The organism is Ruegeria sp. J8 (genome assembly GCF_056531925.1).
Genome location: NZ_JBQFMR010000002.1, coordinates 514,881 through 539,614, shown reverse-complemented (window position 1 = coordinate 539,614; position 24,734 = coordinate 514,881). Strand labels below are relative to the sequence as shown.

The window sequence follows — 24,734 nt, the reverse complement described above, 5'->3', positions numbered from 1 at the left end:
TTTATTGTTTTTATCAGTCGAATTCGTACTCAGGCCAAAGCGCGGGGTCGATACCATCAAGCATTGGCTGAAGATGGTGCCTGACGCTGCGCCATCCGCCGACAGACTTGGTGGAGATTTTGTTGCGTACCTGGTCGATGCTGGCCGTTCTAACCTGTTTTTTGTTCTCTTCCGGATGCATCATCGCCTCGGACCAGTCGATGCCGCAGAACGCAGCGACCTTCTTGCTGTAGGTCTCGGGGTCGGCCACGAGTTTTTCGTAAGGAACGGTCAGGATGCGATCCCCGAACACTTTTTCCCAATGCGCCATATAGCGCCGGTACAGGTTGGCCGTGTGTGCAATCGCCTTTTGGTTTGACGCATAGCTCATCCCACCTGCGGGAAAGCGTCGGATCCATTTCGACAGCGCTACATCGCGTGGATCGCGCTGCATGTTGATCACCCGCGCATTCGGGAAGGCGCACAGCAAATAGCCTACACGTTGGAAATTATGGGGCATCTTGTCGACAAAGGCGATGGACCCTTCCGGGATCGGAGGCATCAGCTTGCGAAATTCCTGCGCGAAATGAGCGGCAGATGCCGTATCGAAGGTATCCTTGCCTTGCCAGAAGTTAACCGAGAGGTCGGACCCGAGCATAAGTTCCCCACAACCAGCAATGTTGGGGTCTGAACTCAGCATCATCTCCATCAAGGTCGTGCCTGAACGCGGTTGGCCGACGACGAAGATCGGCAAGGGCCCTTCGCTTAGGTCATTTGCCAATATTTGATTGCCTTCAGAAAATTGACGTGTGACCGTGCCCAGTTTTTCCTCTTCGGATTCAAAACTATATGGATTGGACTCGTGCTGAACCGCGTTGGCCTTTTCGAATTGCGGCATGGCCGCGTCCAAGCCCTCGATTTTGTGTGTCAGATGCGCCTTGGCAAATTCCAATTCGGTTAACTCGTGCTCCGATTTCTCAATCGCGTTTTCAACGTTTTCAAGCAAGTTTCCGGCTTCCTCACGGCTAGCCATCGTTGACAATTGCAGCAAAGAGGTGATGTGGTCGGGGGTTTCGTTCAGAATCCGCTCCAGAATAGCCTTTGTCCCCGCCTTGTCCCCGCCTTGATGCAGGCTGACCGCCTTTTGGAACGCGATTTTGTGGCTTTCCGGTGCGATCCGGTAGGCATGGTCAATATCATTTGAACTATCTTCGACAAAACCGACGCGCCCATAGGCTCGAGCCCGTGTCGAAAGAAGATCGACATTGTCGGGGTCCTTGGCCAGCCTTTTGCTTGTGTGATCAATGATCTGACGCCAGTTGTTACCTTTCAGGTAAATTTCATCCAAAACGCGGTTGAGCTCTTTGTTGTTGGGAAAGATCTCAAGTTTCTGTTCGGCATAGTCCAGTGCTTTTGGAATCTGGCCGGATTGCATCAACGCATTGGCCAAATTCTCTACAAATTGCGGGTCTTGGGGCTTCATCCGCGCGGCTTCTACGAAATGTGGGATCGACTTCTTGTATTGCTTCACCTCAGTCAGGGCAAAGCCTGCGATGGCGTGGAAATCGCTGTCTTTGGGAAATTTCTTCAGGCCAAGTTGCGCCTTCTTCAGCGCTTGATGTGGCTTGCCTATATCTAATGCAGACAATGCCTTGCTCTTCAGAGTTTTCGCTGATTGATTTTGCATATGACCCGGAGCCTGAAAGAAGAATGATAGGGGTTCATTACCCATGTGCGGACGGTTTGCAATAACTCTTCCCAATGATGCGATGGCTCAGCTTTTCGCCGCGCGGCCGTCCAACAGCTTGCCGGCTGTGCCCAATTTCAATGTTTGCCCCACAAATCAGGTACATGTGGTGCGCGCGAGCGAAAACGGGCGGACCCTGGATCCGATGCGCTGGGGGTTCCTGCCGCATTGGTACAAGACCGAAACCGCTGGGCCCCTGCTGATCAACGCGCGTGCCGAGACCCTGGCCGAGAAACCAGCCTTTCGCGCGGCCTGCCGCGAAAGGCGCTGTCTGATCGTGGCGACGGGGTTTTATGAATGGACCAAGACCGAACAAGGCAATAGGTTGCCCTGGTATATTCATCGCCTCGATCATGCGCCCATCGCCTTTGCCGGTGTCTGGCAGAACTGGGGCGCTGAGGAAGCCCGGCAGCCGACCTGCGCGATCGTCACGACCTCGGCCAATGGCACACTGAGTGCGATCCATCATCGGATGCCGCTGATCCTGGAGCCACAGGACTGGCCCTTGTGGTTGGGTGAGGCTGGGAAAGGGGCCGCCCGTCTGATGGTGCCGGGGCCAGAGGGCTTACTGAGCTATTACCGGGTCGATCCCGCCGTGAACTCCAACCGGGCCAGCGGAGCGAGCCTGATCGAGCCCGTCGCAGGTTGAGCGTTCTTCTTTGCAATCCAGCTTGCGCGCGATAGACCTTTGACATGGTTTTGAAATTTTACAGCCTTCCTGACCTTTATGCGCATGGGTTTGACACCGTGATCGACGTGCGCAGCCCTGCCGAATACGCCGAAGATCACCTTCCGGGCGCGATCAGCTTGCCGGTTCTGGACAATGAAGAACGCGCGCGGGTCGGGACGATCTATGTGCAACAAAGCCCATTTCTGGCCCGCAAGTTGGGTGCAGCGCTGGTGTTTCGCAATGCCGCCAACCATATAGAAAATAGCCTGTCGCACCACGAGGGCGGGTGGAAACCACTGGTTTATTGCTGGCGCGGTGGGCAACGCTCGGGCTCATTCACCTGGATGCTGCAACAGATCGGTTGGCGGGCCGAAGTGGTCGAGGGCGGCTATCGCACCTATCGCCGGTTGGTGAACCGGTATCTCTACGAGGACCCTCTGCCGCATCGTTTGTTCGCGCTGGATGGTTACACCGGAACTGCCAAGACGGAATTGCTGGCCCGTCTGAACATCCGCGGTGTTCAGGTGCTGGACCTGGAAGCGTTGGCCAATCACCGCGGCTCGCTACTTGGGGAACAGCCCGGGGGTCAACCTAGTCAGAAAGCATTTGAATCCGCGCTTGCGGCGGCGCTCTGCGGCCTTGATCCCGCACGCCCTGTGGTGGTCGAGGCGGAATCGTCCAAGATCGGGTCTTTGATCTTGCCGCCCTCACTGTGGACCTCATTATGTGCCGCGCCGCGCATTCACATCTGCGCACCGCTTGAGGCGCGCTCGGCTTATCTGGTGCGGGCCTATGATGATATTTTATCTGACACAGCTCGATTGCGGGACAGGCTGTTTCCGCTCCGGTCTCATCGCGGGCATGAGGTGGTCGACGGTTGGCTTACCCTGATCGAGGCGGGCGACAAGCTGGCGTTGACGCAGGCGTTGATGCAGCAACACTATGACCCGGCCTATGCGAAATCCAGCCGTGCCCGGAAGGCGGATGTGATTGCGCGGGTTGATGTGCCGACGCTGGATGCCAAGGGGTTGGAGCAGGTCGCTTCTCAGGTGCAGACGGTTCTGGATCAGTCCTGAAGGCGCAGCCCTGCGGCTTCGGTCATATGGCCGATCACCACAGCTGGATATCCGGCTTTGTGCAACCGTTCGCAAAGATTGTGAGCCTTATCCGCCGCGACCGCGGCCAAAAGCCCACCTGCGGTTTGCGGATCGAACAAAAGATCAGCTTTACCCCCAGACGGCAGGTCCGGTGCGATGGAACGATTTTCGTCGAAAATCGTGGACCGGACCCCCAGCTTGGCCAAGTCGAGCGCGCCGGTCATCAATGGAATTGCATCCAGATCCAGCGTTGCGCCACAGCCCGAGGCCTGACACATGCCCATGAGATGCCCCGCCAGCCCAAACCCGGTGACATCCGTCATCGCGTGGGCATCGGCCAGAATCCGAGACGCTTCGGCTTGCGGGTGGGTCATCTGTTCATAGGCTTTGGTGATCCAGTCCCCGTCGGCTTGGCCGGCCATTTCAGCAGCCATTAGAACGCCGCTGCCCAAGGGTTTGGTCAGGATCAAAGCATCGCCCGTATGCGCCCCGGACAGGGTGATCGGCGCGCGCGAGCACAGTCCGGTCAGGGTGAACCCGATGGTCATCTCATCCCCCATCGAGCTATGACCGCCCACGATCTCAGCCCCGGCTTCGCGGATGACCTCGCTGGCGGTTGCCATGATCTCGGCCATCGTTCTGCGCTGCAATTCAGGCGTCATGCGGGGTAGGATGATGGTCGCTGTAGCGGCCTGTGGCGTAGCGCCCATTGCCCAGATATCGCCCAAGGCATGAACTGCGGCGATGCGTGTCATCAGTACTGGATCATCTGAGACGCTTCGCAGATGGTCCGAGGTGATGACCTGCCGTACGCCACCAGTATGAACCAAGGCGGCATCGTCGCCGGGCAGGGAGTGGATGTCCTCTCGTTGTACCTCGGGCAGGTGTTTCAATGCAGCGTGCAGCGCACCGTGCCCGACTTTGGCACCGCAGCCGCCACACATGGGTTTGTTGCCCAACGCTTCATGTAGACCGCTGGCGTGAAGTCGCGGCATTGCAGGCGGTTCCATCTGGGGCAGGTGGCGAAACTTGTTCATAAAGGTCTGATCAATGTGGTTTTTCCAACGCCACATCAAAGGGCCACTGAACGATGTTCCGAGGCGCTCGCCCAAGGCTGACTTCTCGCCCAGCGATATTAGTTTCAGATAGTCTTTCTGCGGCTGATACCTGCGCATCCGGCCCGCCCCGAGCATGGCCCGCAGGTTGTTGAACAGGATCGGTGCCTCGCGCACCGCGTAAACGCCCGCTTTGGGGCGCGGGTTTTCGGACAGATGCGCGCAATCTCCGGCGGCGAAAATCGCGGGATCGCTGGACTGGAGGAAGCCGTTCACCCGGATAAAACCATCCTGCATCTCCAGCCAGGTATCGGCCATCCAGGCATAAGGGCGCGCTCCGGCTGCGCCTGTCACGAAACTGGCAGGGATTTGGCGGCCGTCTTCCAGCACGACGGTTTCGCTGGTGATCTTTGCAATGGTCGCGCCTTCGATCACGTCAACCCCAAGCCCCTCCATGGCCTTGCGGATGGTTGCAGCGGCCTTGTCCGCTGTCGCCGTCAACGCCTGCGCATTGTCGATCAACGTGACCTGCGCCACACGTCCCTTGGCGCGCAGGGCGTGGGCCATGGCCATCACCAACTCAACCCCGGCCACTCCGCCGCCAATCACAACGACCCAAGCAGGGCCCGTGCGTTCAAGATATTCGCCCCATCTGGCGGCAAACGGACCCAGAGGTTTAGCGGGCACCGCGTGATCAGAAAATCCGGGCAGGGCGGGCATGTCCGAGGTGATGCCAATGTTAACCGAGGCCACGTCAAACGCCACGGGAGGGCGGCCTGGTACGCGCACGCAACGGGTATCCAGATCAATTCCCTCGACCTTGCCCAAAATGACCCGCGCGCCAGCGAACCGGGCCAGCCTCACCAGATCAATATCCAGTTCTGCGCGTTGGTAATGCCCGGCCACAAACCCCGGCAACATGCCGGAATACGGCGCGGTGGGGCCGGGGTTGATCACGGTCACGCGTGCGCCGGGCAAGGGGTTCATCCCCCATTTGCGCAGCAGCAGCGCGTGCGTATGGCCGCCGCCGACAAGAACCAGATCGCGGGTCAGGGGCAGCGGAGAAGTATGCATCAGGGTCAGTTCGCTGTGTGGTCAGGGACGTCCTCGACCTGCTCGACCGCGTGGGTGGCCCAAAGCTCATCCTCGCCCGCATCCGGCAGATCGCTTGGCTTTTCATGGCGATGAATATGCCATTTGGCAATGAACAGGGCCGTGATCGGCGCGGTCAGGAACAAAAAGAGTGTGATCAGAAGCTCGTGCAGCGAGAGCTTGCCTTCGAGCAGAACCGAATGGCCGATCGACGCCAGCAGCACCCCGCCTACGCCCAGCGTGGTGGCCTTAGTGGGTGCATGCAGGCGCGACATCGGGTCCTTCAGCTTGATCATCCCATAGGACCCGACAAAGCCGAAGATGCCAGAAACGACCAGAAAGAAAGCAATCAGAATTTCGAAGATAATCGTCATGCCGCCCTCACTCGATGATATTGCCGCGCAGCATGAAGCGCGCATAGGCTACGGTCGAGACAAAACCCAGCATGGCAATGATCATGGCGGATTCGAAAAAGATCTCGGTCCCCAATGCAAGCCCGTACAGGATCATCAGCGCGATGGTATTGATCACCATCGTGTCCAGCGCCAGAACGCGGGTGCCGACCCCCTCGGCCGAGATGATCCGGTAGAGACACAGCATGATCGCCGCGCCGAAACAGGCGAAAGCGAACCAGATGGCATAGGTGACAATCATTCGAAAATCTCCTTCAGGCGGCGCTCATAGCGTTGCTTGATCTCGTCACGTACCGCCTCGGGGTCGGGGGCGTCGAGGCAGTGAACCAGCAAGTTATGGCCTTGTGCGGACAGATCACAGCTGACTGTGCCGGGCGTCATGGTGATTGTTCCGGCCAGAACGGTGATCGCCTCGGGGGTGCGCAGTTCCAATGGGATCGAGACCCAGTTGGGTTGCCGGTCGGCATCGCGTTTGAACAGGATGATCCTGGCCACGGTTATATTGGCGATCACGATGTCCCACAGCACGACCAGCATGTATTCGGCGATCATCGGCCAGTTGCGCAGTTTCGGCCGGTCGGGCCAATAGGGTTGCGTGACAAAGGGGATGATGATCCCCAACAACAACCCGAACACCACCGAGTTGAGCGAGCCGGTATTGGCCAGCAGCACCCAAACCACCGTCAGCAGGAAGGTCAGGTGCGGGTGCGGGAATATCCGGTGCAGCAATCTGATCATCCGTTCTCTCCCAATACGGCAGCGATATAGTTTTCTGGGGTAAAGAGCTGCTCAGCCGTGTTGCTGGCATATTTCAGCGCCGGACCCGCAAAGAGTGTCAGCAGGACCAGACCCAGAACTGCCGCAAAGACCGATGTAAAGGCCAGTCCGGGGTGGGGCTCGGGGGCAGGGCTGGCCAGCGCCTCTTCTTCTTTTTCAAGGTCGGTTGCAGGATTGTGCTGGATGTCGTGGCTTTTCCAGAAGATTACCGTACCCGCGCGGGCCAAACCGACGATTGTCACGAAGGACCCGATCAGGACAACCGCCCAGATCGCGTTGGCGTCAGGCGCATCTCGCGCGGCATCCAGCACCAGCAACTTGCCGATAAAGCCTGACAGGGGTGGCATCCCAGCCAGGGCGATGGCCCCTACAAAGAACAGGGCCGAGATCAGCCCGCCCTGCGGCATCGGCGCGGTGGGAGCGATGGACCCGCCGCGGCGTTCGACCACCATATCCGCGATCAGGAACAGCAGCGCCGTGGCAAGGGTCGAGTGGTAGATGTAATACAGCGCCGCAGCCGTAGCGGTCTCGGTAAACAAAGAGATTGCGATCAACAATGTCCCCATCGAGGCGATGGCGCAGAACGCCACCATCCGCGCGATATGCTGTGCGCCCAAAATGCCGATGGTTCCAATGGCCAGTGTCACCAGAGCCGCTGGTTGCAGCCAAGAGCCCACCAGCCCTTGGGTGGCCTCAACCTCGGGGCCGAAGCCCAGCGTGTACATCCGCAGGATCGAATAGGCCCCAACCTTGGTCATGATCGCAAACAGTGCGGCCACCGGTAACGGCGCGTTGGCATAGCTGGCAGGCAACCAGAAGTGCAGCGGAAGAACGGCGGCCTTGATACAAAAGACCAGTAGAAGCAGCACTGCGCCGACCCGCAGCAAGGCCGTATCTTCGGCAGGCAGTTCAGCCACGCGCACCGCCATATCGGCCATGTTCAGCGTGCCTGTGACGGCATAAAGCGTACCCAGAGCAAACAGAAACAGGGTAGAGCCCAGCAAGTTATAGGCCACATATTGCACGCCTGCTTTCAGGCGGGTTGCGCCGCCTCCATGCGTCATCAATCCGTATGAGGCGATCAGCAGCACCTCGAAAAAAACGAAAAGGTTAAAGGCGTCGCCGGTCAGGAAGGCTCCGCACACACCCATGAGCTGGAAGTGAAACAGGGCGTGGAAATGTTTGCCCCGGTCGTCCCAGCCCGAGGCGATGGCGTAGAGCACGATAGGCAGGGCCAACAGCGCGGTCAGTAGCACCATCATCGCAGAAAGCCGGTCCAGTACCAAAACGATGCCGAATGGCGCAGGCCAGTTGCCCAACTCATAGACCAGAATATCTCCGCCAGCGGCCTGCGCGGTGATGGTCAGGGCAATACCCAATAGGCCCACCACACCGGCGACCGAGAAGATGCGTTGCAGGTCCAGATGATAGCGCAGGACCATGATGATGAACGGGGCCAGGATCGCGGGCAGAACGATCGGAGCGACGATCCAGTGGTTCATGCGTCTTCTCCCGGCGCATCGGTATTGTTTTGTCCACGCATGTCGATGTGATCATCCTTGGCCGACAGATAGGCCGAGAGGGCAATCATCACGATCACTGCCGTCATCCCGAACGAAATTACGATGGCCGTCAGCACCAGCGCCTGCGGCAGCGGGTCGGTGTAGGGCACGTCCTTGTATTTGTTCAGCACCGCAGGTGCATCCAACGCCAACCGGCCTGTGGCAAACAGGAACACGTTCACCGCATAGGTCAGCAGGGAAAGGCCCAGGATGACGGGAAAGGTTCGGCGGCGCAGGATCAGGAAGATCCCGGCAGCGGTCATGACGCCTACGGCTGAGGCTACGAGCGCTTCCATCAGGCCTGCTCCTTCTCGTTATCGTCTTTTGTGTCGCTGTCCCGCAGCGGGTTGATGTCCATCGGGAATTCCTGCGCCATACCCGGCTGCCACGCGAACCGCGACAGGCTGTCTAGCGCCAGCATCACCGCGCCAAGCACGGCGAGGAACACGCCGGTGTCAAACAGGATAGCTGTGGCCCATTCGAACTCTTCCAGCGGCGGCCAGTGGATATAACCGAAATCGCTGGTCAGGAACGGGCGCTCATTGAACCACGCGCCGATCCCGGTTGCAGCGGCGATCAGCACGCCCCAGCCGATAGACCCGTGGTAATAGAACCTCTGCCGTTCAATGGCCCAAGTATAGCCGCTGGCCATGTATTGCATCAGATAGGCAATGGCGACAATCAGACCGGCGATGAACCCGCCGCCGGGCTGATTGTGCCCACGGAAAAAGATGTATGCTCCCACCATCAGCGCGATCGGCATCATCATCCGGGTCACGACGACCATCATCAGCGGATGCGAGTCCCCCGACTGTGGCCAATGTGGTTTGCGGTTCAGCAGATAGGCGCGCACGTTCGTGCCCAGAACGGACTCGGTCAGGGCAAAGATGATCAGGGCGGCGATGCCCAGCACGATAATCTCGCCGAATGTATCAAAGCCTCGGAAGTCCACGAGGATTACGTTCACCACATTGGTGCCGCCTCCGCCCTTATACGAATTGGCCAGGTGGAAATCCGAGATCGTGGGGAAGGCAAAATCCCGCAACATCAGCGCATAGATCAGGGCACCGGATCCGATCCCCGCCACGACCGAGATCGCTGCATCCCGCCAGCGCCGCGCGGCGCTGCTGTCCCAAGGCGTATCGGTGGGCAGAAAGTTCAGCGACAGCAGCAACAGGATCATCGTTACCACCTCGACCGAGATCTGGGTCAGCGCAAGGTCGGGGGCCGACAGATAGTTGAAGGCCATCGAAACGATCAGACCAACGACACCGATCAATACAAGCGACAATAGGCGGTTGCGGTGGAACCACATGATGGCCAGGGTGGCTCCCACCAGACAAATCCAGCCGATCACTGGGATCACCTGCAGCGGCAGGGGATCGCGCGTCTGCGCGCCGATAGAACCGGTCGCATAGGCGTAGTACCCAAGCCCCACGGTAAAGGCGATCAGGATGATGGCATAGCGGCTGATCACGCCATTATGCAGTGTGTCGGTGATCCAGCGGCTTGCCGAAGTCAGCGCACTGATCACGGCCTCGAATATGGTTTTCGCCTCGGGGCGGGGCAGGGCGTTCCAGAATTGCTCACCCCGGCGGTGCTGGGACAGCAGGAACAGGCCACCCAGTGTGGCGACAACCGACATGTAAAGCGCGGGCGTAAACCCGTGCCACAGTTTCAGCGAGTAATAGGGCGGCTTGCCACCGCCATAGACCGCATCCGACACAACCGCGACCAGCGGGCCGACGATAGCGTTGGAATAAAGGCCGATGAGCACGACCAGCACGACCAGAAACGCCGGGGCCAGCCACAGCCCGACCGGGGGGTCATGCGGATGATGCGGATAGTCGTGACGCTCGGGGCCAAGAAACACGTGGCTGATGAAGCGGAATGAATAGGCTGCCGAGAACACTGCAGCCAACAGGGCTAGACCCGGCACCAGATAGTGCGAATGCAGCCAGGTGGTGTGGACGGTTTCTTCCAGCATCATCTCTTTCGACAGGAACCCGTTCAGGGGCGGCAGACCCGCCATGGACAGCGCTGCGATAGTGCCGATGGTAAAGCTGATCGGCATCAGGTGGCGCAGCCCGCCCAGTTTTTTGATATCCCGGGTTCCGGTCTCGTGATCGACGATCCCGGCGGTCATGAACAGCGCAGCCTTGAATGTCGCGTGGTTGATGATGTGGAACACGGCGGCGACAGCGGCAAACTTGGTGCCAAAGCCCAGCAGCATGGTGATCAGGCCCAGATGTGACGCGGTTGAAAAGGCCAGCAGCGCCTTGAGGTCGTCTTTGAACAGCGCAATCACCGCACCGATCAACATGGTCACCAAACCGGTGGTCGCCACGATATAGAACCACGCATCCGTGCCCGCCAGAACTGGCCACATCCGCGCCATCAGGAACAACCCGGCCTTCACCATGGTTGCCGAGTGCAGATAGGCCGACACAGGTGTCGGAGCCGCCATTGCGTGCGGCAGCCAAAAGTGGAACGGGAACTGCGCCGACTTGGTGAAACAGCCCAGCAGGATCAGGATCAGAGCGGGTAGATAATAGGGCGACGCCTGAATCATCTCCTTGTTCTGAAGGATTACGCTCAGGTCGTAAGACCCCACGATATTGCCCAGAATCAGCATCCCCGCGATCATGGCCAGCCCGCCAGAACCGGTCACGGCCAGTGCCATGCGCGCGCCCTGACGGCCCTCAGGCAGGTGTTTCCAATAGCCGATCAACAAGAATGAGCTTAGAGACGTAAGTTCCCAGAAAATAAGAAGAAGTAAAACGTTGTCAGACAGAACGATCCCCACCATCGCGCCCTGAAACAGCAGCAGATAGGTGTAAAACTGTCCCATCGGGTCCTCGCGCGACAGGTAGAACCGCGCATAGAGGATGATCAGCAGTCCGATCCCCAAGATCAGCAGGGCAAACAGAAAACTCAGCCCGTCCATCATGAAATTCGCGTTCAGACCCAGGATGGGGATCCAGTCGAACCGGGCGGTCACGACCTCGCCGCGCATGATCGTGGGGATATGGATCAAGACGCCCATCAGTGCCAGGAATGTGGTGAGGCCCGCAGCCGAAGCAGCTGCATTTCGTCCTGCCCTGATCAGTAGAGCTGGAAATACAGCGCCAAGAAAGGGAAGGGCCGCGATGAGGAATAGGGACAAGTGCGATACTCCGGTCTGGGCGGTCAAGATAACCCTGATTTTGTAAGGATAATTTTCGAACTGTCCAGCTATTGCAAGTACCGCTGTTTGACCTACTGATGTCGCCAAATTGCGGTTTTTGAAAAAATCCTGACATGAACTTGATCCGGCTCTCTGAATTGAACGCGGATTTGCGGTGTTCAATATGGTAATACGTATCTGACCACACAGGAGGGCACGACGTGCCAGACAAGACGATCCGCACCCGCAGGTGGATTCTTTTCGGCGGCGGGGCGGCCGTTGCAGCGGGTTTTGCGATCCGGGAATACCGGTTGATCCCGCCCAGCTATGCGGGTGGGCATCTCAGTGTGCAGGCGGCGCATGAACAGGCCGTGTCGGGCGACGTGCTGTTGCTGGATATTCGAACCCCGCGCGAGTGGGATGCGACAGGCGTGGGTGAGGGTGCCTATCCATTGGACATGCGCCGTGATGATTTTGTTCAGGCGCTGGATCAACTGACCGACGGCGACAGGTCTGCGCCTATTGCTCTGATCTGCGCGCGCGGGGTTCGGTCCGCGCGGCTCAGCAACCGGCTGAGCGAAGCAGGCTTTACCAATATCATCGATGTACCCGAAGGGATGCTAGGCTCGGCCGCAGGGCCCGGTTGGGTCCGGTCGGGGTTGCCGGTTGGAACTTATGAGGAGGCCGTTCAATGATCCGCGCCGCCATGCTGGCTGTCGTGGCCGCAATCGCCGGGCAGTCGGCCCATGCCGCCTGCGCTGATCAGAACGGTGCCTGTAGCACTGAAATGGGCGAATACCATATCGAACTGCCTAAGGCGGAAAATCCGCCGCTGGTAGTTTTCCTGCACGGCTATGGCGGCAGCGGAACCGGTACGATGAAGAACCGCGGCATGGTCAAACCCTTGTTGTCGCGAGGCTATGCGGTGATGGCGCCCGAGGGGCTTGAGCGCGCCAATCGCCCCGGTGTCAAAAGCTGGAACTTCTACCCCGGCTTCGGCGACAGGGATGAAACCGCCTTCCTGACCGAGGTCGTTCAGGACGCCGCTGACAAGTTCGGGATTGATGCCGAGCGCGTTATTCTGGGTGGTTTCTCGGCCGGTGGGTTCATGGTCAACTATCTGGCCTGCGATGCGCCCGAGACGTTTTCGGCTTATGTGCCCGTATCAGGCGGGTTCTGGCGACCTCACCCTGAGGCCTGCGAAGGGCCGATCCGTATGTTTCACACCCATGGCTGGACCGACAATGTGGTCCCGCTCGAAGGGCGTTTGCTGGGCGGTGGCCGGTTCCATCAGGGCGATATCTTTGCCGGGCTGGAAATCTGGCGCATCGCCAATGGCTGCGTCGACACCAAACCCAGCGGGTTTTCGACGACCGGCCCTTTTATGCGCCGGTATTGGAGCGGCTGTGCAGATGGCAGTGCACTGGAGTTTGCGCTGTTCCCTGGAGGGCACACAGTGCCCAAAGGGTGGGCGGACATGATGGTGGACTGGTACGAAGGCCTGCCCGGCGGCTGATCACTCTGCCGGGGTCATCACGCCTTTACCTTCGATCAAGCGCTTCAACTCGTCTCTGTGACGGCGGGCCGAGCGTGTGATCGCGGGTTCCTTAACATCCTCTTTCATCCCGACCATGCGGCGCGCAGGGCCCGAAGACACTCCGCTGAGTGCAGAAAGCGGGATCGCGAAGGCCAGGCTGATCGCTATCGGGGCCAGCCAGACCGAGACCAGCCCGGACAGGATGCCGACACTCAACGCTACGCCGCTGACGGTTTCCAGAGCATGGCACAGGATCAGAGTGCGCAGCCCATAGCTGCCCCCGTCGCGCGCCTGTGGGGACCAGCCCTTTTGCACACCGAATGCGGTGCGGAACACAGCGATCATCTGTTGCACCATCAGGATTGGCGCGTAGAGGATCGACAGAATGACCTCGGACAAAAACGAAGTCAGGAATTTGAAGCCGCCGCCAAAATCCGAATAGCGCACACCGCTGAGCGGCAGGGCCAGAACGCCCAGCACCTTGGGGGCCAGCAACATGGCATACATAACGAGAATGATCAGCACATGGCGGGTTTCCGACATCTCGGGCCATTGCGGGAACAGTGGATTGTCGGGGCTGAAATAATACAGGACCGAGGCGTCCTCACCCTGACCGATCAGCGCCCACATAACCAGCAGAGCAAACCACAAGGGCGACATCAGATACCCGACCGCACCATGGAACATGTGGAAGCGGGACACCGCGCGGAACCCGGTCGAGCCCAGCAGTTTCAGGTGTTGCAGATTGCCCTGACACCAGCGCCGGTCCCGCAGCGCGTGGTCGATCAGCGTAGGGGGCGTCTCTTCATACGACCCGCGAATGCGTGGCAGAAACCGCACGGCCCACCCGGCGCGGCGCAGTAGTCCGGCCTCAACAAAATCGTGGCTCATGATCAGCTTTTCCTGACCATTGAAGGCGCGCAGCTTGGGCAGCCCCGCGCTGGAAGCAAAGGCACGGGTGCGGATGATGGCGTTGTGGCCCCAATAATTGCCTTCTTGCCCGCACCAACGGGCCAGACCTTCGGCAAAGGCGATGCCGTAGACGCCGTTGGCAAATTGCTGCATCCGGGCAAAGACCGATTGCGCGCCGATCAGCTGCGGGTAGCTCTGGATCAGACCGGCTCCGGGGTCACGCGCCAAGGCGTCGGTTAGGCGGGTGATGGCACGGCCGGTCATCAGACTGTCGGCGTCTAACACCAGCATCGCATCCCAATCAGCCCCCCAGCGGCTGACCCAATCGGCGATATTGCCCACTTTGCGGTCAGTGTTTTCAGGACGACGGCGGTAATACAGCTCAAGTCCCGGCGCTAGCGTTGTGCGCAGCGCCTCGACGCTGTCTTGTTCCTGCGCGGCGATCTCGGGGTCGCGCGTGTCGGACAGGATGAACATGGCATAGTGATGCTGACCCCCGCGCTTACTCAGATCCTCCAGCATGGTGCGGGCATTGCCCAGCACGTTCCACGGCACCTCGTTGTAGACGGGTGTCAAGAGCGCCACGCGCAGGGGCTGAGGGCGGCCTTCGCGTTTGGGCTGTTCCTGCCGCGACAAGGATACCATACCCAGGAGCACGGTGCAGACCGTGAAAGAAATCCAGAAGAAGTTGAACGAGATCAACGCCAGCAGGATGCCTTCGATCAGGTTGATCCCTTCGGCCCCGAACCAGTCGGACATCACCCAAAGCAGCCCCAGAGTGGCCGCCATCGCAGGCGAAAAGGCCAGCGCGCGCCAGAACCCGGCCGAGGCGCGCTTGCCATTCGGTACCTGTGCATCCCGAAACCCGGCGCTGAAATCTTGCGCGGGCATCGCCAGAGGGGCCTCAGACGGCATGATATGCAGATCGCGGCTCATGTGGTCCAACGGTAGAGCCAAACCTCAGAGGCGGGCTGTTTGTCCTTCAGAAGCTGCGCGCGCAGCTCTACGTGGTTCCGCTCGCCCGGCTGGAACGAGAAGGCCAGCCGCAAGCCGCCGGTATCGGGGTTGCGTTGCAGCACGCCGTCCGAGGTCTCGGCATGGGGTGAGTCCACAAAAATAGTCATCGCTTCGGGGTCATCGAACAGGTCGGAGGCCTCAAAATCGATTACTGCCAGACGTCCGTCGCCGAAGGTATTGTCGCCCATCGCGGTGTTGATCACCCGCGGCATGGGCGTGCGCTGGGGTTCTTCGCCCCAGATCAAACGATAGGACATGTCGATCTGGCTGCCGGCGGCATAGGGCTCGGCCGGTCGCCAATAGGCGACGATGTTGTCGTAGATTTCCTGATCCGCCGGAATCTCGACCAGCGTCACGGTGCCTTTACCCCAATCGCCCTTTGGTTCCACCCACAGGCCGGGGCGCTTGTGATAATTCGCCTCAAGATCCGCATAGTCCGAGAACTTGCGTTTCCGCTGCATCAGGCCAAAGCCGCGTGGGTTTGTATCCACGAACGACGAAATCTGCAGGCGGGAAGGGTTGGCCAAAGGCCGCCACAGCACCTCCCCCGCGCCATTGCGAACCATCAAGCCATCGCTGTCATGAACGGCGGGGCGGAAATCGTCAAACCGGCTGTGGTTGGTCTGGTCGAACAGGAACATCGAAGTGCCGGGCGCGATGCCCACATGGGGCAGCTCTTCGCGGGGGAAGAGCGTTGCTTCGACATCCATGATGCAGTCGGCCCCGGCGGTGACGTTGAATCGATAGGCCCCGGTCACGCTGGGGCTGTCCATCAGCGCGTGGACGACCATGTTGCGCTGGCCGGGTTTGGGTCGTTCCAGCCAAAAGCGGATGAATTCGGGAAATTCCTCACCATCCGGGTCCCCTGTTTTTAGGGCCAGACCACGCGCGGACAGCCCGTAAACCTCGTGCAGACCAATGGCGCGGAAATAGCTGGCGCCTTGCCAGACGCAGAACTCATCGGTCTTACCGGGGCGGTGCATTTCGGTGCGCAGGCGCAAGCCAGAGAACCCCAGCGTGTCGTCGATGGGCAGGGTCGGCACGTCTTCGGATTTGTCGAACATCGACAGATCGAACGTAACCGGGGTGGTCATCCCGTCCTCGACCGTTGAAACCTTAACAGTGCGCGGGAAGTACAGGCCTGGCGTAAAGAAATCTACGTTGAACGGCGTCTGGGTTTCATACCACAGCGCACGGTCCAGCCGGAATCGGATCGAGCGATACTGTTGATACGTCAGGTCCTGCCATTCCTGCGGAACCATTTCACGCTCGGCATAGGGTTGGCTGGCCAGTTCACGGGCCAGCGCGATCACATCGTTGCGGTCAAAGGGGACCTCGCCACCGGCAGCAAAGGTGGCCGGAGCGAAAGCAAGCGCCGAAGTTGAGGCCAGAAATGCGCGACGTGTGAAATTCATTTTTTAGACTTCCAAGGCTGTGACTTGAACCAACCGGCCAGATAGGCCACGCCGATGATCATGGCAAAGCCAATCATGTTGGCGATGAAGACGCTGGCAACATCCCGCCCACTCAGGTCCAGTCCAACGCCGATCAGGCGCGCTGCTGCCATGGAAAAGACGAAGACCGCCAGCGATTGCTGCCCGACCTTGGTGATGACGGTCAGCAGGAATTCCCAAACTTTCGCGGCTGCACCCTGACCGGTTGCGATCAGGCGATGGCCATGCTCACCCGCGACAACCCAGCCCAGATAGGCCAGTGAGAGGAAGTGAACATAGCGCAGCAGGCCAAACTCGGTCTTGCCCCGCAGTTCCGAGGTCAAGGGCCAGCCCTTGCGCAGCACGGCACCCAATTCAGGCGCGGCATTGTTGATCCAGGTAAAGACCTTCCAAGATCCAAACGGGGCCGACAGGATCAGGAACAGCACGGCAGCCCAGATCAGGGTTTTCGATACGGGCGGGGCAGGGATCCACCCGCGCATGAAGGCAAAGCCGGTAAAGAACAGCAACTGCCAGCCGAAGGGGTTGAAGAACCACTGACGGTCCGACCAAGGCTCGGCCGGTAGGGCCAGCGCGCCAGTTTGTGCCACCAGCCAAATCGCAATCGACGTGGCGGCCACGGCCCAGAACCCGACGCGGTATAGGCCCATGTAAACGGGCATCAGCGCCAAAACCACCAGATACATTGGCAGGATGTCAAAGTAGTTCGGCACGTATGTCAGCGTGAACAGACCGACCATCTGTGGCGCAGGGTCGTTGAAGAAATGCTGGAGGTTCAGCGAGGAAATATATGTTTTCTCGAAGAAACCTGTCTGGTCCAGCGCCGCCATCGACATGGCCACAAAGAAGAACAGGCAGATATGCGCCCAGTAGACCTGCCAGATGCGGAACGCCACGCGAGCCGTTCCCATCCACCAACCCTTGCGGGCAAAGGCCCCACCAAACGCAATGGCCGAGGCCATCCCCGAGCAGAATACGAAAATCTCGGTTGCATCCGAATAGCCGAACCGCGCTGGAATCCATCTGGCCCAGGGGTCGTTCGGGATGTGTGCGATCAGGATGATGAACATCGCGATGCCGCGATAGAAATCCAGCCGTGGGTCGCGCACGCGGGCAGGGGCGGCTACTTGAGCTGCCACAGGCGCAAAATCAGAAGCGGGCGATGCTGTCGCCATACGTGTTCTGTCCTTCTTTGATCTTTTTGTTTTTGTTATTCAGCCGGAACGCTTTGTGCGTCTCCGTCATCGCGTGCCGCGTCGATCAATGCGCGGCGCGCAAGGGCGTAATTGTCCTCGCCACCGGCTCGTTTTGCGCGGCGGTCATCCAGGATGCGCTCGACTGCATCCAGACGCCCGGCGCGCAGGCCGGAATCAATTGTGATGCGCTCGAATACATCACGTTGCGCGTGACTGCCACCTGCAAGTTGCATTCCGTCACGTGCTGTAGAAAGGAAATCAAAGGCTTGGCCGTACAGGCCGTCGCCAAATGCTTCCAACCCTTTGGCTGCTGCAACGCCCGGATCGGACATGCGGATCGGGGTGTCGCCCTGATTACGCTGGGCGTCTTTCTGGATGCGTTTCAGCATCTTTCCGGTCGCCTCGTCCCGGTTATCGCCAGTGAGGGCCAGGAGATAGTGCAGGTCGGCAAAGATCAGGCAGCCGTCTTCGGTGCGATTGGCGCTCAGGTCGGCCAGTTCTTCCCAACGATTGCCGACATTTACCCCCTCAAGCTCCAGACGGGACAACAACGAGGTCGCGTTCGAGATATCGCGGTAATCGTCGGTCTTGTCCTGACGGATGTAGTTGTCATAAAGCTCCATCACCTGATCGACCTGACCCAGATCCAGATGCATCAGCGCTTTGTGCCACCAGACGTGATAGCGGAAGTTGTTGCAATGCGCCCAAGCGTCCTCGCGCCCGGCCAGCCAATCCAGACCCAACTGTGCGTTACCGGTCATCTCATGCACGTGGGCCACCGCGTGTAGGCCCCATGCGTCATCTGACACCATCCACAGCGCCTGACGGCCTGCAATCTCGGCCTTCTCATAGGCGCCGGTTTCTTCCAGCGCGAAAGAATGGCAGCCCAACAGATATCCACGGCCCGCGTGATCAGGCTCATACGCCGGCATCACACGTTCGATCGAGCGACGCATGCCTTCGGCGTCGCCCAGAACAAAGCGGGTGGCATGGCTAAGCTTCATCGCCAGCGAGTCTTGCGGATGGGCGCGCAGGATTTCCTCGAACTTCTGAACGGCTTGCGAGGGCAGATCGGACAGATACAGCTCCAGCGCTTGTACATAAAGGCGTTCGCGTGAGGTTGCCGGTTGACGCTCCATTGCGGCATTGGCCGCGGCCAGAGCTTCGATGGCGACTGGCATCATCTCGCGGCGGCCCAGGAGAACCATGAACAGACCTTTGATCGCATGGCCCAGGACAAAATCGGGCTCAAGCTCTAAGACTTTTCCCAGATGCTGAGGCGTCACCGCCGCATGCGCCATGAACCCGAGCAGCACGCCATCCCAGGCCTCGGCGCTTGCCGAATGGCTCAGGGTGTTCATCTGTCCGAAAACGTCTTGTTTCATGCTCGTGGTCCGATCCGTGTGAGAATTAGTACAATATTCGACTTACCAGAGACTCTAGTCGGGTCGTATCAGTATCGACCGACCTCTCGAATTGGTGAAATGCTGTGTGTGCAAAACGTGAAAAAAACCGCCGATTCAACGGCATGTTTCAGCAACATGCCGCCGAATTAGGCATTGTGTTTCAGTCTTCAAACGGGTTTTCGGCGTTCAGAACGGCCTGAGTGTCCGCGCCAAAGGTCGGTGGAGCACTGCGATATGTTACAGGCGTTTTGGACAGTTTCAGCGGATTTCCGATCAGATTCACCTGTGCCGGGTCGGCTTGCATGGCGATCTGCATCTGCCTTGCGGCGACCTGATCGGTGGCAAAAACCTGATCCAACGTCTGCACCGGGCCCACAGGCACTTTGCGCGCCTCAAGCTCGGCAATGACGGTTTCAGTGTCATAGTTTTGCACGGCTGGGCGCAGAATTGCATTCAGCGCATCACGATGTTCCAGACGTGATGGGTTGGTCGCAAAACGGGGATCGTCCGCTAGGGCAGGCTGCCCGATGAAGTCACAGAACCGTCTAAATTGGCTGTCGTTGCCAACCGCCAGGATCACGTGCCCGTCCGCCGTTTGATAGACGTCATAGGGCACGATATTCGGGTGCCCATTTCCGCGCCGTTGAGGGACGTTGCCAGAGGTCAGGTAATTCACGCCCTCATTGATCAGCCACGCAATTTGCGCGTCGACCAGCGCAAGGTCGATCTGCTGGCCCTCACCTGTTTGATCCCGGTGACGTAGCGAGGCCAGAATACCGACGGTCGCGTACATGCCGCACATCACGTCAGCGATGCCCACGCCCACCTTCATCGGCGCGCCTTCGGGGTCGCCGGTCAGCGACATGATCCCGCCATAGCCCTGCGCCATCAGGTCATACCCGGGTTTCGATGCGTTCGGCCCATCCTGCCCATAACCCGAGATCGAGCAATAAACGAGGCTGGGAAATTCCTGCGACAAGGTTTTGTAATCCAAGCCGTATTTCGCCAGCCCGCCGGGTTTGAAGTTCTCGATCAGAATGTCCGCGTGCGAGGCGATGCGTCGGATTTCCGCCTGACCCTCGGGGGTGGCGATGTCGATGGCAACAGATTTCTTGTTGCGGTTGGCCGACATGAAATAAGCGCTTAGGTCCGATGCATTCCCATCTGCGTCCGTCACATAAGGTGGACCCCACTGCCGCGTATCATCGCCGCCGGTTGCCGGGTTTTCGATCTTGATCACGTTGGCGCCCAGATCGCCCAGCAATTGCGTGCAGGTCGGTCCTGCCAGAATGCGGGACAGGTCCAGAACCTTGACGCCCGTCAGCGGCCCCTCAGATCCGGCCATCATAGCCTCCACGGTCGATCTCGGCGGCGATGACGGTAAAGCTGTCGGCCTTGACCGCCGCGTCCAGCGCCGCGCGCAGCTCCTCGCGGTTGCGCACCGTGTGGCCGTTTCCGCCGAACGCGCGGCCCATGGCGGCAAAGTCGTGGCGGTCGAAATCCACGCCCGTATTGCCCATCTGGCGCTGGCGCTGTTTCAGCTCGATCAGCGCAAGGCTTGCATCGACAAAGACCAGAAAGATTGGGTTTCCCCCCATCTCGGCTGCTGTCGAAAGCTCTCCGGCAACCATCAGGAACCCGGCATCACCCGAGAAGCTGATCACAGGGCGGTCGGGTTCGGCCAGTTTCAGGCCAATCGCCATCGGCACGGCACAGCCCATGGTACACAGGGCCGAGGATTGGATCAGACCGCGTTCCTCGGAGCAGTCCCACATCTGGCTCAGCAAAATACGATGCGCGCCGCTGTCGGCGGTCGCCAGCGTGTTGGCGGGCAGGGCAGCACGGGTTTCGGCGATCACCGCCGCGGGCCCCCAGTCGTCATCCGCTGGAAACGCCTGCGCCAAAGCGGCTTTGACTTGTGCGGGCTCGCCGCCCGGCCATGTCTTGCGCGACGGGGTGCCTTTGGCAATGGCCTCCAACGTCTCGCCCGTGTGCGCGACCAGATTCAGCCCCGCCTGATGCATGTAGTGGTCATTGGGCACGGCCGAGACGTCGATCACACGCTTTTCCTCAGGGTCCCAGATCTCACGCCAGCCGGGGCGCATTTCGATCGGGTCATAGCCCAGACACAGCACCAAATCGGCCTGTTCGACCAGCGGAACCAGATGTTTGTCAGCCAACGGCGACAGGCCCGCGCCGCCCAGACACAGAGGGTGATCCTCGGGGACTACGCCCTTGGCCTTGTAGGTCGTCACAATTGGGATGTCGAAATGCTCCAGAAATGCCTGCACCACGTTGCGCGAGTCGTCATAGAGAACATCCAGCCCGACAATTGCGATGGGCCGTTCGGCCTGTGACACCCAACGGCGGGCTTTCTCGACGCAGTCGCCCGCGGGGGATACGGTGGCAATCTTGGCGCGGCGGCGCGGTTTCACGCCCGACACGCGGGTATCCGCGACCGAGATCGGCACGTCGATATGCACTGGACCGGGGCGCGGCTGATTGGCCAACGTAACCGCCTTATCGGCAATAATGTCTGCGCCTTTGGCGGTCAGTGTAAACGTCCCCTTGGTGATTGAGCGATAGACCTGTGCGTGATCCATTACCTGATGGGTATAGGTCAGCGCTTCATCGGCATCGACGCATCCGGTCAGCACGATCATCGGCACACGGTCTTGCAAGGCATTGGCGACCACGTTGATCCCGTTCATCGCACCGGGGCCAAGGGTGGCAACCAGAATGGCAGGCGCGCCATCGCGGTGATGCACGGCCTCGGCCATGAAACCGGCGGCGTTTTCATGCTTGGTCAGGTGAAAGGTGATCCCGGCCTGTTCCAGCGCATCGACAAGAGTCAGAACCTCACCACCGGGCATTCCAAAGGCGTGGCGACATCCGGCCTCGTACAAACGTTGGGCCAGAAGGTCCGCTGCGCGGGGCGAGAGGTCTTGCATAAGTCATGCTCCGAAAAACTGTTTCACAGCAGATTGCGGAGGACGGCCCCAGACGCAAGGCGGATCACGCCAGTGTGACTATTTGACTGCTGTTTCAGCCACAGCCTGAAACTTGCCATCCAGCTCCTCAGCGATCTCGCGCAGGGGGTCTCCGCCCTCATAGACATAGGGCGCGAAGACAAAGCTGGGAGTCTTGTAGGATAGGGTGGCGGTGCCGTCCTCGTTCTCGGTGACATAAAAGCGGATCGGTGCCTCGATCATCGCGTTCACTGATGTTTCCAGCACGCGCACCGCATAGTCGTTGTTGAAGGCACCAATGACCCGATTGCCGGGGATAGTGATCCCGCGCGATGCGGCGGCGTTGGTCGGGCCTGCCTGCGTGACCACGATCAGACCATTAGCTTTGATGGCATCCTTGGTGTCGGCAACCAACGCGTCGTAACTTTTGTCGGTTGCGTAGCTGGCCCAGCCCGAAAGGGGCTCGTCTGCCAAAGCAGGGGTCGCTATCAGGGCAATCGCAGTCCAAAGGGCTTTCATCGGGGCCTCCTGTTTCGGGGTTGCGACAGTGATGCCAGAAAGCGGGACAGGGCGCACTCACAATCTTGTGCGTTTTCTCGATTGCGCCTGCGGTTGGAAACCCTCAGAAACAGGCAAATGCCACCCGATGAGTTCCGAATTGGATCAGATGCGCCTGTTGATATGTTCGTCCTGTGCCGGTGCCCGCGATTGCGGAGCCGAGGTCAAAGCTGTCGAATCCGCCCTGACCCGCGCGGGGATTGAGGGGCGGGTTTCGGTCGATCAGCACGCCTGTTTCAGTGGATGTGCAGAACCCGTGGCCATCGCGCTGCAGGCCGATGGCGGGGCGACATATGTGTTTTCAGGGGTCGATGTCGCTTCGGACGCCGATGATATCGTGGCGACCTGCCGGACCTATCTGGAAAGCCCCAAAGGCTGGATCGAAGACGCCCGGCCTTGCGGGCGGCTCCGGATGTGTTTGCGGGCGCGTATCCCGGCGCTTTAGTCGACCTGTAGTGTGACCGCCGCGCTGACGGGGATGTTGTCGACCATCAGCGGGCTGTGGCTGTTTGCGTTCAGAGAGACCGAGACTTCGACCTCGCCCTGCGGCAGATGGTCGATATGCATCCAGTTACCGTACAGCCGGGCCAGTTTCTCTCCATTTACGTAGACATGTGCATGCCCCTCGCCGTCGACATCGGTCTTTGAGGCATTTTGTGGTGAGAACCGAAAGTTCTGCGGCATGACATGCAGGTTCCAGCCCGCCATAGGATCGGGCGTAAGAGCGATCTCAAGCCCCGGAGCATCAGCGCCAGCAGGCAGGTTGATGGCAGTCGAATGATCGTGTGCGGCTGCCTCGGCGTGAGATGAACTGTGATGTGCAGGATCGCCATGGTCATGGCCGTCGAAAGTAACGCCATTTGCAGCCGCAACCACAAATCCTGCACCACTGCCAAAAACTATGCCGATTGCAAACAGGGCAAGTGAGCGTGCCATTTTATATTCCTTGATGGTAGTAGCAAACACGCCGAGCTGGTCTCGGCGTGTTCATAAGCGTGCTTGTCAGGCCGCAGCTTCGGCACGCTGGCTTTCATATCGCCAGAAGTACCCGGCGAATGCCCCGACCAGAACCCAGGCTACCAGTCCGATGCCAAAAGCGCGTGCGGCAAACAGCGCGCCGATCTCGGTCGGAACGGGGCCGGTGAACACGTCCGGCTCGGGCGCGCCGATCAGATGTGGGGCCAACAGCAGGGCGGCTGCGATCACATAGCTGATCAGGGTGCCGCCAAAGGCAATCAGCCACATGGCAACACCTGCTGCTGCGACGGTCGCAAACCACCAGATTTGACGCGCAGCTACATCGGCTGCTGCCACGCCGGGCACTTCTGGCGCGAGCGAGAATCCGGGTGCGAGGTGCACGGCAACGAACCCCGCAAGCCCCCACAAAACGCCGGTGCGCCCGTCAATCTTGTGGCCGTTGCCCTCAGCCACGGACATCAGCGCAATCATCATCAGCGCGTAACCGGTATAGATAAGCATCGTGAAAATGACGCTCAGCGCATCGCGGAACAGGTCCGAGAACATTCCCGGCAGCTCGGGGTGAGCACTTACGACGTCACCGCCGAAATGGACCAATTCGCCTGATTCATACAGTTCCGCGTGCAGCAACACAGGTTGCACAAAGACCAACTGCAGCAAGGCGGCAATCAGCCCCGCTGCAGCACCAGCGAACAACGCGCTGGTCAGGATACGGCTAAACATGGGTTTAGTGGCAGGGGAAGCCGGTTGCGTGACGCACGTCATGGGCTGCGTCATGCAGGGCAGCGGCCTGAACGTGGCCAGTCACCGAAATGATGCCAAGACCCAGAATCACAGCGAACATGACGGGCAGGATACCAGCGCGCGAGGCGGTTTGTGTTTGTGTTGTCATTTTCAATTCTCCTGTGCCGTCGCACCCGACGGCCGGTGTTTCAAATCACGCCTGGCAGGTCTCCTGGCTTGCGGGTCAGGGCCTGTGCTCGCCTTCCCCCTGAAAATTCAGGAGTGGCTGGTTGAGCAAGGCTCACCGCTTACAGTCGCGGGGGCGGCTGTGGATTGGAGCAACTCGGATCGCACCACATTCCCTCTTAGCTCGTCGCTGTGAACGACGGGACCAGACGGGTTCATCTAGCCTTTAAAACCCGCGTG

The 24,734-nt window shown here is 59.6% G+C and carries 23 protein-coding genes and 1 riboswitch; of the genes, 5 read left to right on the top strand and 18 right to left on the bottom strand.

Annotated features, from left to right (window positions below):
- Positions 1–13 precede the first annotated feature (13 nt).
- A complete protein-coding gene (locus ACR0L1_RS06245) occupies positions 14–1,627 on the bottom strand; it encodes a tetratricopeptide repeat-containing sulfotransferase family protein (protein WP_480857696.1) in 1,614 nt (537 codons plus the stop codon).
- A gap of 82 nt (positions 1,628–1,709) precedes the next feature.
- Here ACR0L1_RS06245 and ACR0L1_RS06240 point away from each other — a divergent pair, with 82 nt between their 5' ends.
- Together ACR0L1_RS06240 and mnmH are read left to right on the top strand one after the other, a co-directional pair.
- Positions 1,710–2,375, top strand: coding sequence for an SOS response-associated peptidase (locus tag ACR0L1_RS06240; RefSeq protein ID WP_480857694.1), 666 nt, complete (start codon positions 1,710–1,712; stop codon positions 2,373–2,375).
- Positions 2,376–2,419: 44 nt separating this feature from the next.
- A complete protein-coding gene (gene mnmH, locus ACR0L1_RS06235; protein WP_480857692.1) occupies positions 2,420–3,472 on the top strand; it encodes a tRNA 2-selenouridine(34) synthase MnmH in 1,053 nt (350 codons plus the stop codon).
- Here mnmH and selD read toward each other — a convergent pair.
- From selD to ACR0L1_RS06200, 7 genes are read right to left on the bottom strand one after another with little or no spacing between them, the layout of a single operon-like run.
- Positions 3,463–5,622 carry a selenide, water dikinase SelD gene (selD, locus tag ACR0L1_RS06230; RefSeq protein WP_480857690.1) on the bottom strand — a complete coding sequence of 720 codons (2,160 nt, stop codon included), beginning with the start codon at positions 5,620–5,622 and terminating at the stop codon, positions 3,463–3,465. The two genes, mnmH and selD, sit on opposite strands and share 10 nt — an antisense overlap.
- Positions 5,623–5,627: 5 nt before the next feature.
- Positions 5,628–6,014, bottom strand: a complete 387-nt coding sequence (locus ACR0L1_RS06225; protein WP_170770191.1) for a Na+/H+ antiporter subunit G — start codon at positions 6,012–6,014, stop codon at positions 5,628–5,630.
- Between the two features lie 7 nt (positions 6,015–6,021).
- Positions 6,022–6,291: a K+/H+ antiporter subunit F gene (locus tag ACR0L1_RS06220; protein ID WP_170770632.1), complete on the bottom strand. Its 270-nt coding sequence runs from the start codon at positions 6,289–6,291 to the stop codon at positions 6,022–6,024.
- The gene (locus tag ACR0L1_RS06215) at positions 6,291–6,791 is read right to left on the bottom strand and encodes a Na+/H+ antiporter subunit E (protein ID WP_174839409.1); all 501 of its coding nucleotides are present in this window, start codon (positions 6,789–6,791) and stop codon (positions 6,291–6,293) included. Before ACR0L1_RS06215 ends, ACR0L1_RS06220 begins: the two co-directional genes overlap by 1 nt.
- Positions 6,788–8,332 (bottom strand): monovalent cation/H+ antiporter subunit D, encoded by a 1,545-nt coding sequence (locus ACR0L1_RS06210; protein ID WP_480502676.1) that lies wholly within the window; start codon positions 8,330–8,332, stop codon positions 6,788–6,790. Before ACR0L1_RS06210 ends, ACR0L1_RS06215 begins: the two co-directional genes overlap by 4 nt.
- Positions 8,329–8,688, bottom strand: a complete 360-nt coding sequence (locus tag ACR0L1_RS06205; protein WP_170770195.1) for a Na+/H+ antiporter subunit C — start codon at positions 8,686–8,688, stop codon at positions 8,329–8,331. Before ACR0L1_RS06205 ends, ACR0L1_RS06210 begins: the two co-directional genes overlap by 4 nt.
- Positions 8,688–11,558 (bottom strand): monovalent cation/H+ antiporter subunit A, encoded by a 2,871-nt coding sequence (locus ACR0L1_RS06200; RefSeq protein ID WP_480857687.1) that lies wholly within the window; start codon positions 11,556–11,558, stop codon positions 8,688–8,690. The genes ACR0L1_RS06205 and ACR0L1_RS06200 overlap by 1 nt, the downstream gene beginning before the upstream one ends.
- Positions 11,559–11,779: 221 nt before the next feature.
- Here ACR0L1_RS06200 and ACR0L1_RS06195 point away from each other — a divergent pair, with 221 nt between their 5' ends.
- On the top strand, positions 11,780–12,253 hold the full coding sequence (locus ACR0L1_RS06195) for a rhodanese-like domain-containing protein (RefSeq protein ID WP_170770199.1): 474 nt from the start codon (positions 11,780–11,782) through the stop codon (positions 12,251–12,253).
- The gene (locus ACR0L1_RS06190; protein WP_480857685.1) at positions 12,250–13,074 is read left to right on the top strand and encodes a CE1 family esterase; all 825 of its coding nucleotides are present in this window, start codon (positions 12,250–12,252) and stop codon (positions 13,072–13,074) included. The genes ACR0L1_RS06195 and ACR0L1_RS06190 overlap by 4 nt, the downstream gene beginning before the upstream one ends.
- Here ACR0L1_RS06190 and mdoH read toward each other — a convergent pair whose 3' ends face one another.
- From mdoH to ACR0L1_RS06155, 7 genes are all read right to left on the bottom strand, one after another.
- Complete coding sequence (gene mdoH / locus ACR0L1_RS06185; RefSeq protein WP_480857683.1) at positions 13,075–14,943, bottom strand: glucans biosynthesis glucosyltransferase MdoH; 1,869 nt, start codon at positions 14,941–14,943, stop codon at positions 13,075–13,077.
- On the bottom strand, positions 14,940–16,439 hold the full coding sequence (locus ACR0L1_RS06180; RefSeq protein WP_480857681.1) for an OpgD/OpgG family glucan biosynthesis protein: 1,500 nt from the start codon (positions 16,437–16,439) through the stop codon (positions 14,940–14,942). The genes mdoH and ACR0L1_RS06180 overlap by 4 nt, the downstream gene beginning before the upstream one ends.
- On the bottom strand, positions 16,436–17,653 hold the full coding sequence (locus tag ACR0L1_RS06175; protein WP_480857679.1) for an OpgC family protein: 1,218 nt from the start codon (positions 17,651–17,653) through the stop codon (positions 16,436–16,438). Before ACR0L1_RS06175 ends, ACR0L1_RS06180 begins: the two co-directional genes overlap by 4 nt.
- Before the next feature lie 35 nt (positions 17,654–17,688).
- The gene (locus ACR0L1_RS06170) at positions 17,689–19,059 is read right to left on the bottom strand and encodes a tetratricopeptide repeat protein (protein ID WP_480857677.1); all 1,371 of its coding nucleotides are present in this window, start codon (positions 19,057–19,059) and stop codon (positions 17,689–17,691) included.
- A 181-nt stretch (positions 19,060–19,240) separates the two neighbouring features.
- Complete coding sequence (locus ACR0L1_RS06165) at positions 19,241–20,425, bottom strand: CaiB/BaiF CoA transferase family protein (protein ID WP_480857675.1); 1,185 nt, start codon at positions 20,423–20,425, stop codon at positions 19,241–19,243.
- Positions 20,412–22,031: a thiamine pyrophosphate-binding protein gene (locus ACR0L1_RS06160; protein WP_480857673.1), complete on the bottom strand. Its 1,620-nt coding sequence runs from the start codon at positions 22,029–22,031 to the stop codon at positions 20,412–20,414. The genes ACR0L1_RS06165 and ACR0L1_RS06160 overlap by 14 nt, the downstream gene beginning before the upstream one ends.
- A 78-nt stretch (positions 22,032–22,109) precedes the next feature.
- The gene (locus ACR0L1_RS06155) at positions 22,110–22,568 is read right to left on the bottom strand and encodes a DUF302 domain-containing protein (RefSeq protein ID WP_480857671.1); all 459 of its coding nucleotides are present in this window, start codon (positions 22,566–22,568) and stop codon (positions 22,110–22,112) included.
- A 127-nt stretch (positions 22,569–22,695) separates the two neighbouring features.
- Here ACR0L1_RS06155 and ACR0L1_RS06150 point away from each other — a divergent pair, with 127 nt between their 5' ends.
- Positions 22,696–23,052: a DUF1636 family protein gene (locus ACR0L1_RS06150; RefSeq protein WP_480857669.1), complete on the top strand. Its 357-nt coding sequence runs from the start codon at positions 22,696–22,698 to the stop codon at positions 23,050–23,052.
- Here ACR0L1_RS06150 and ACR0L1_RS06145 read toward each other — a convergent pair.
- The 3 genes from ACR0L1_RS06145 to ACR0L1_RS06135 form a co-directional block, all read right to left on the bottom strand.
- Positions 23,049–23,543 (bottom strand): hypothetical protein, encoded by a 495-nt coding sequence (locus tag ACR0L1_RS06145; RefSeq protein ID WP_170752354.1) that lies wholly within the window; start codon positions 23,541–23,543, stop codon positions 23,049–23,051. The genes ACR0L1_RS06150 and ACR0L1_RS06145 overlap by 4 nt on opposite strands.
- Positions 23,544–23,609: 66 nt before the next feature.
- Positions 23,610–24,308, bottom strand: a complete 699-nt coding sequence (locus ACR0L1_RS06140; RefSeq protein WP_480857667.1) for a CbtA family protein — start codon at positions 24,306–24,308, stop codon at positions 23,610–23,612.
- A gap of 4 nt (positions 24,309–24,312) precedes the next feature.
- Entirely contained in the window at positions 24,313–24,477 is a 165-nt protein-coding gene (locus ACR0L1_RS06135) for a CbtB domain-containing protein (RefSeq protein WP_480857666.1), read from the bottom strand.
- A 36-nt stretch (positions 24,478–24,513) separates the two neighbouring features.
- A riboswitch (cobalamin riboswitch) is annotated at positions 24,514–24,719 on the bottom strand.
- Positions 24,720–24,734: the final 15 nt, after the last annotated feature.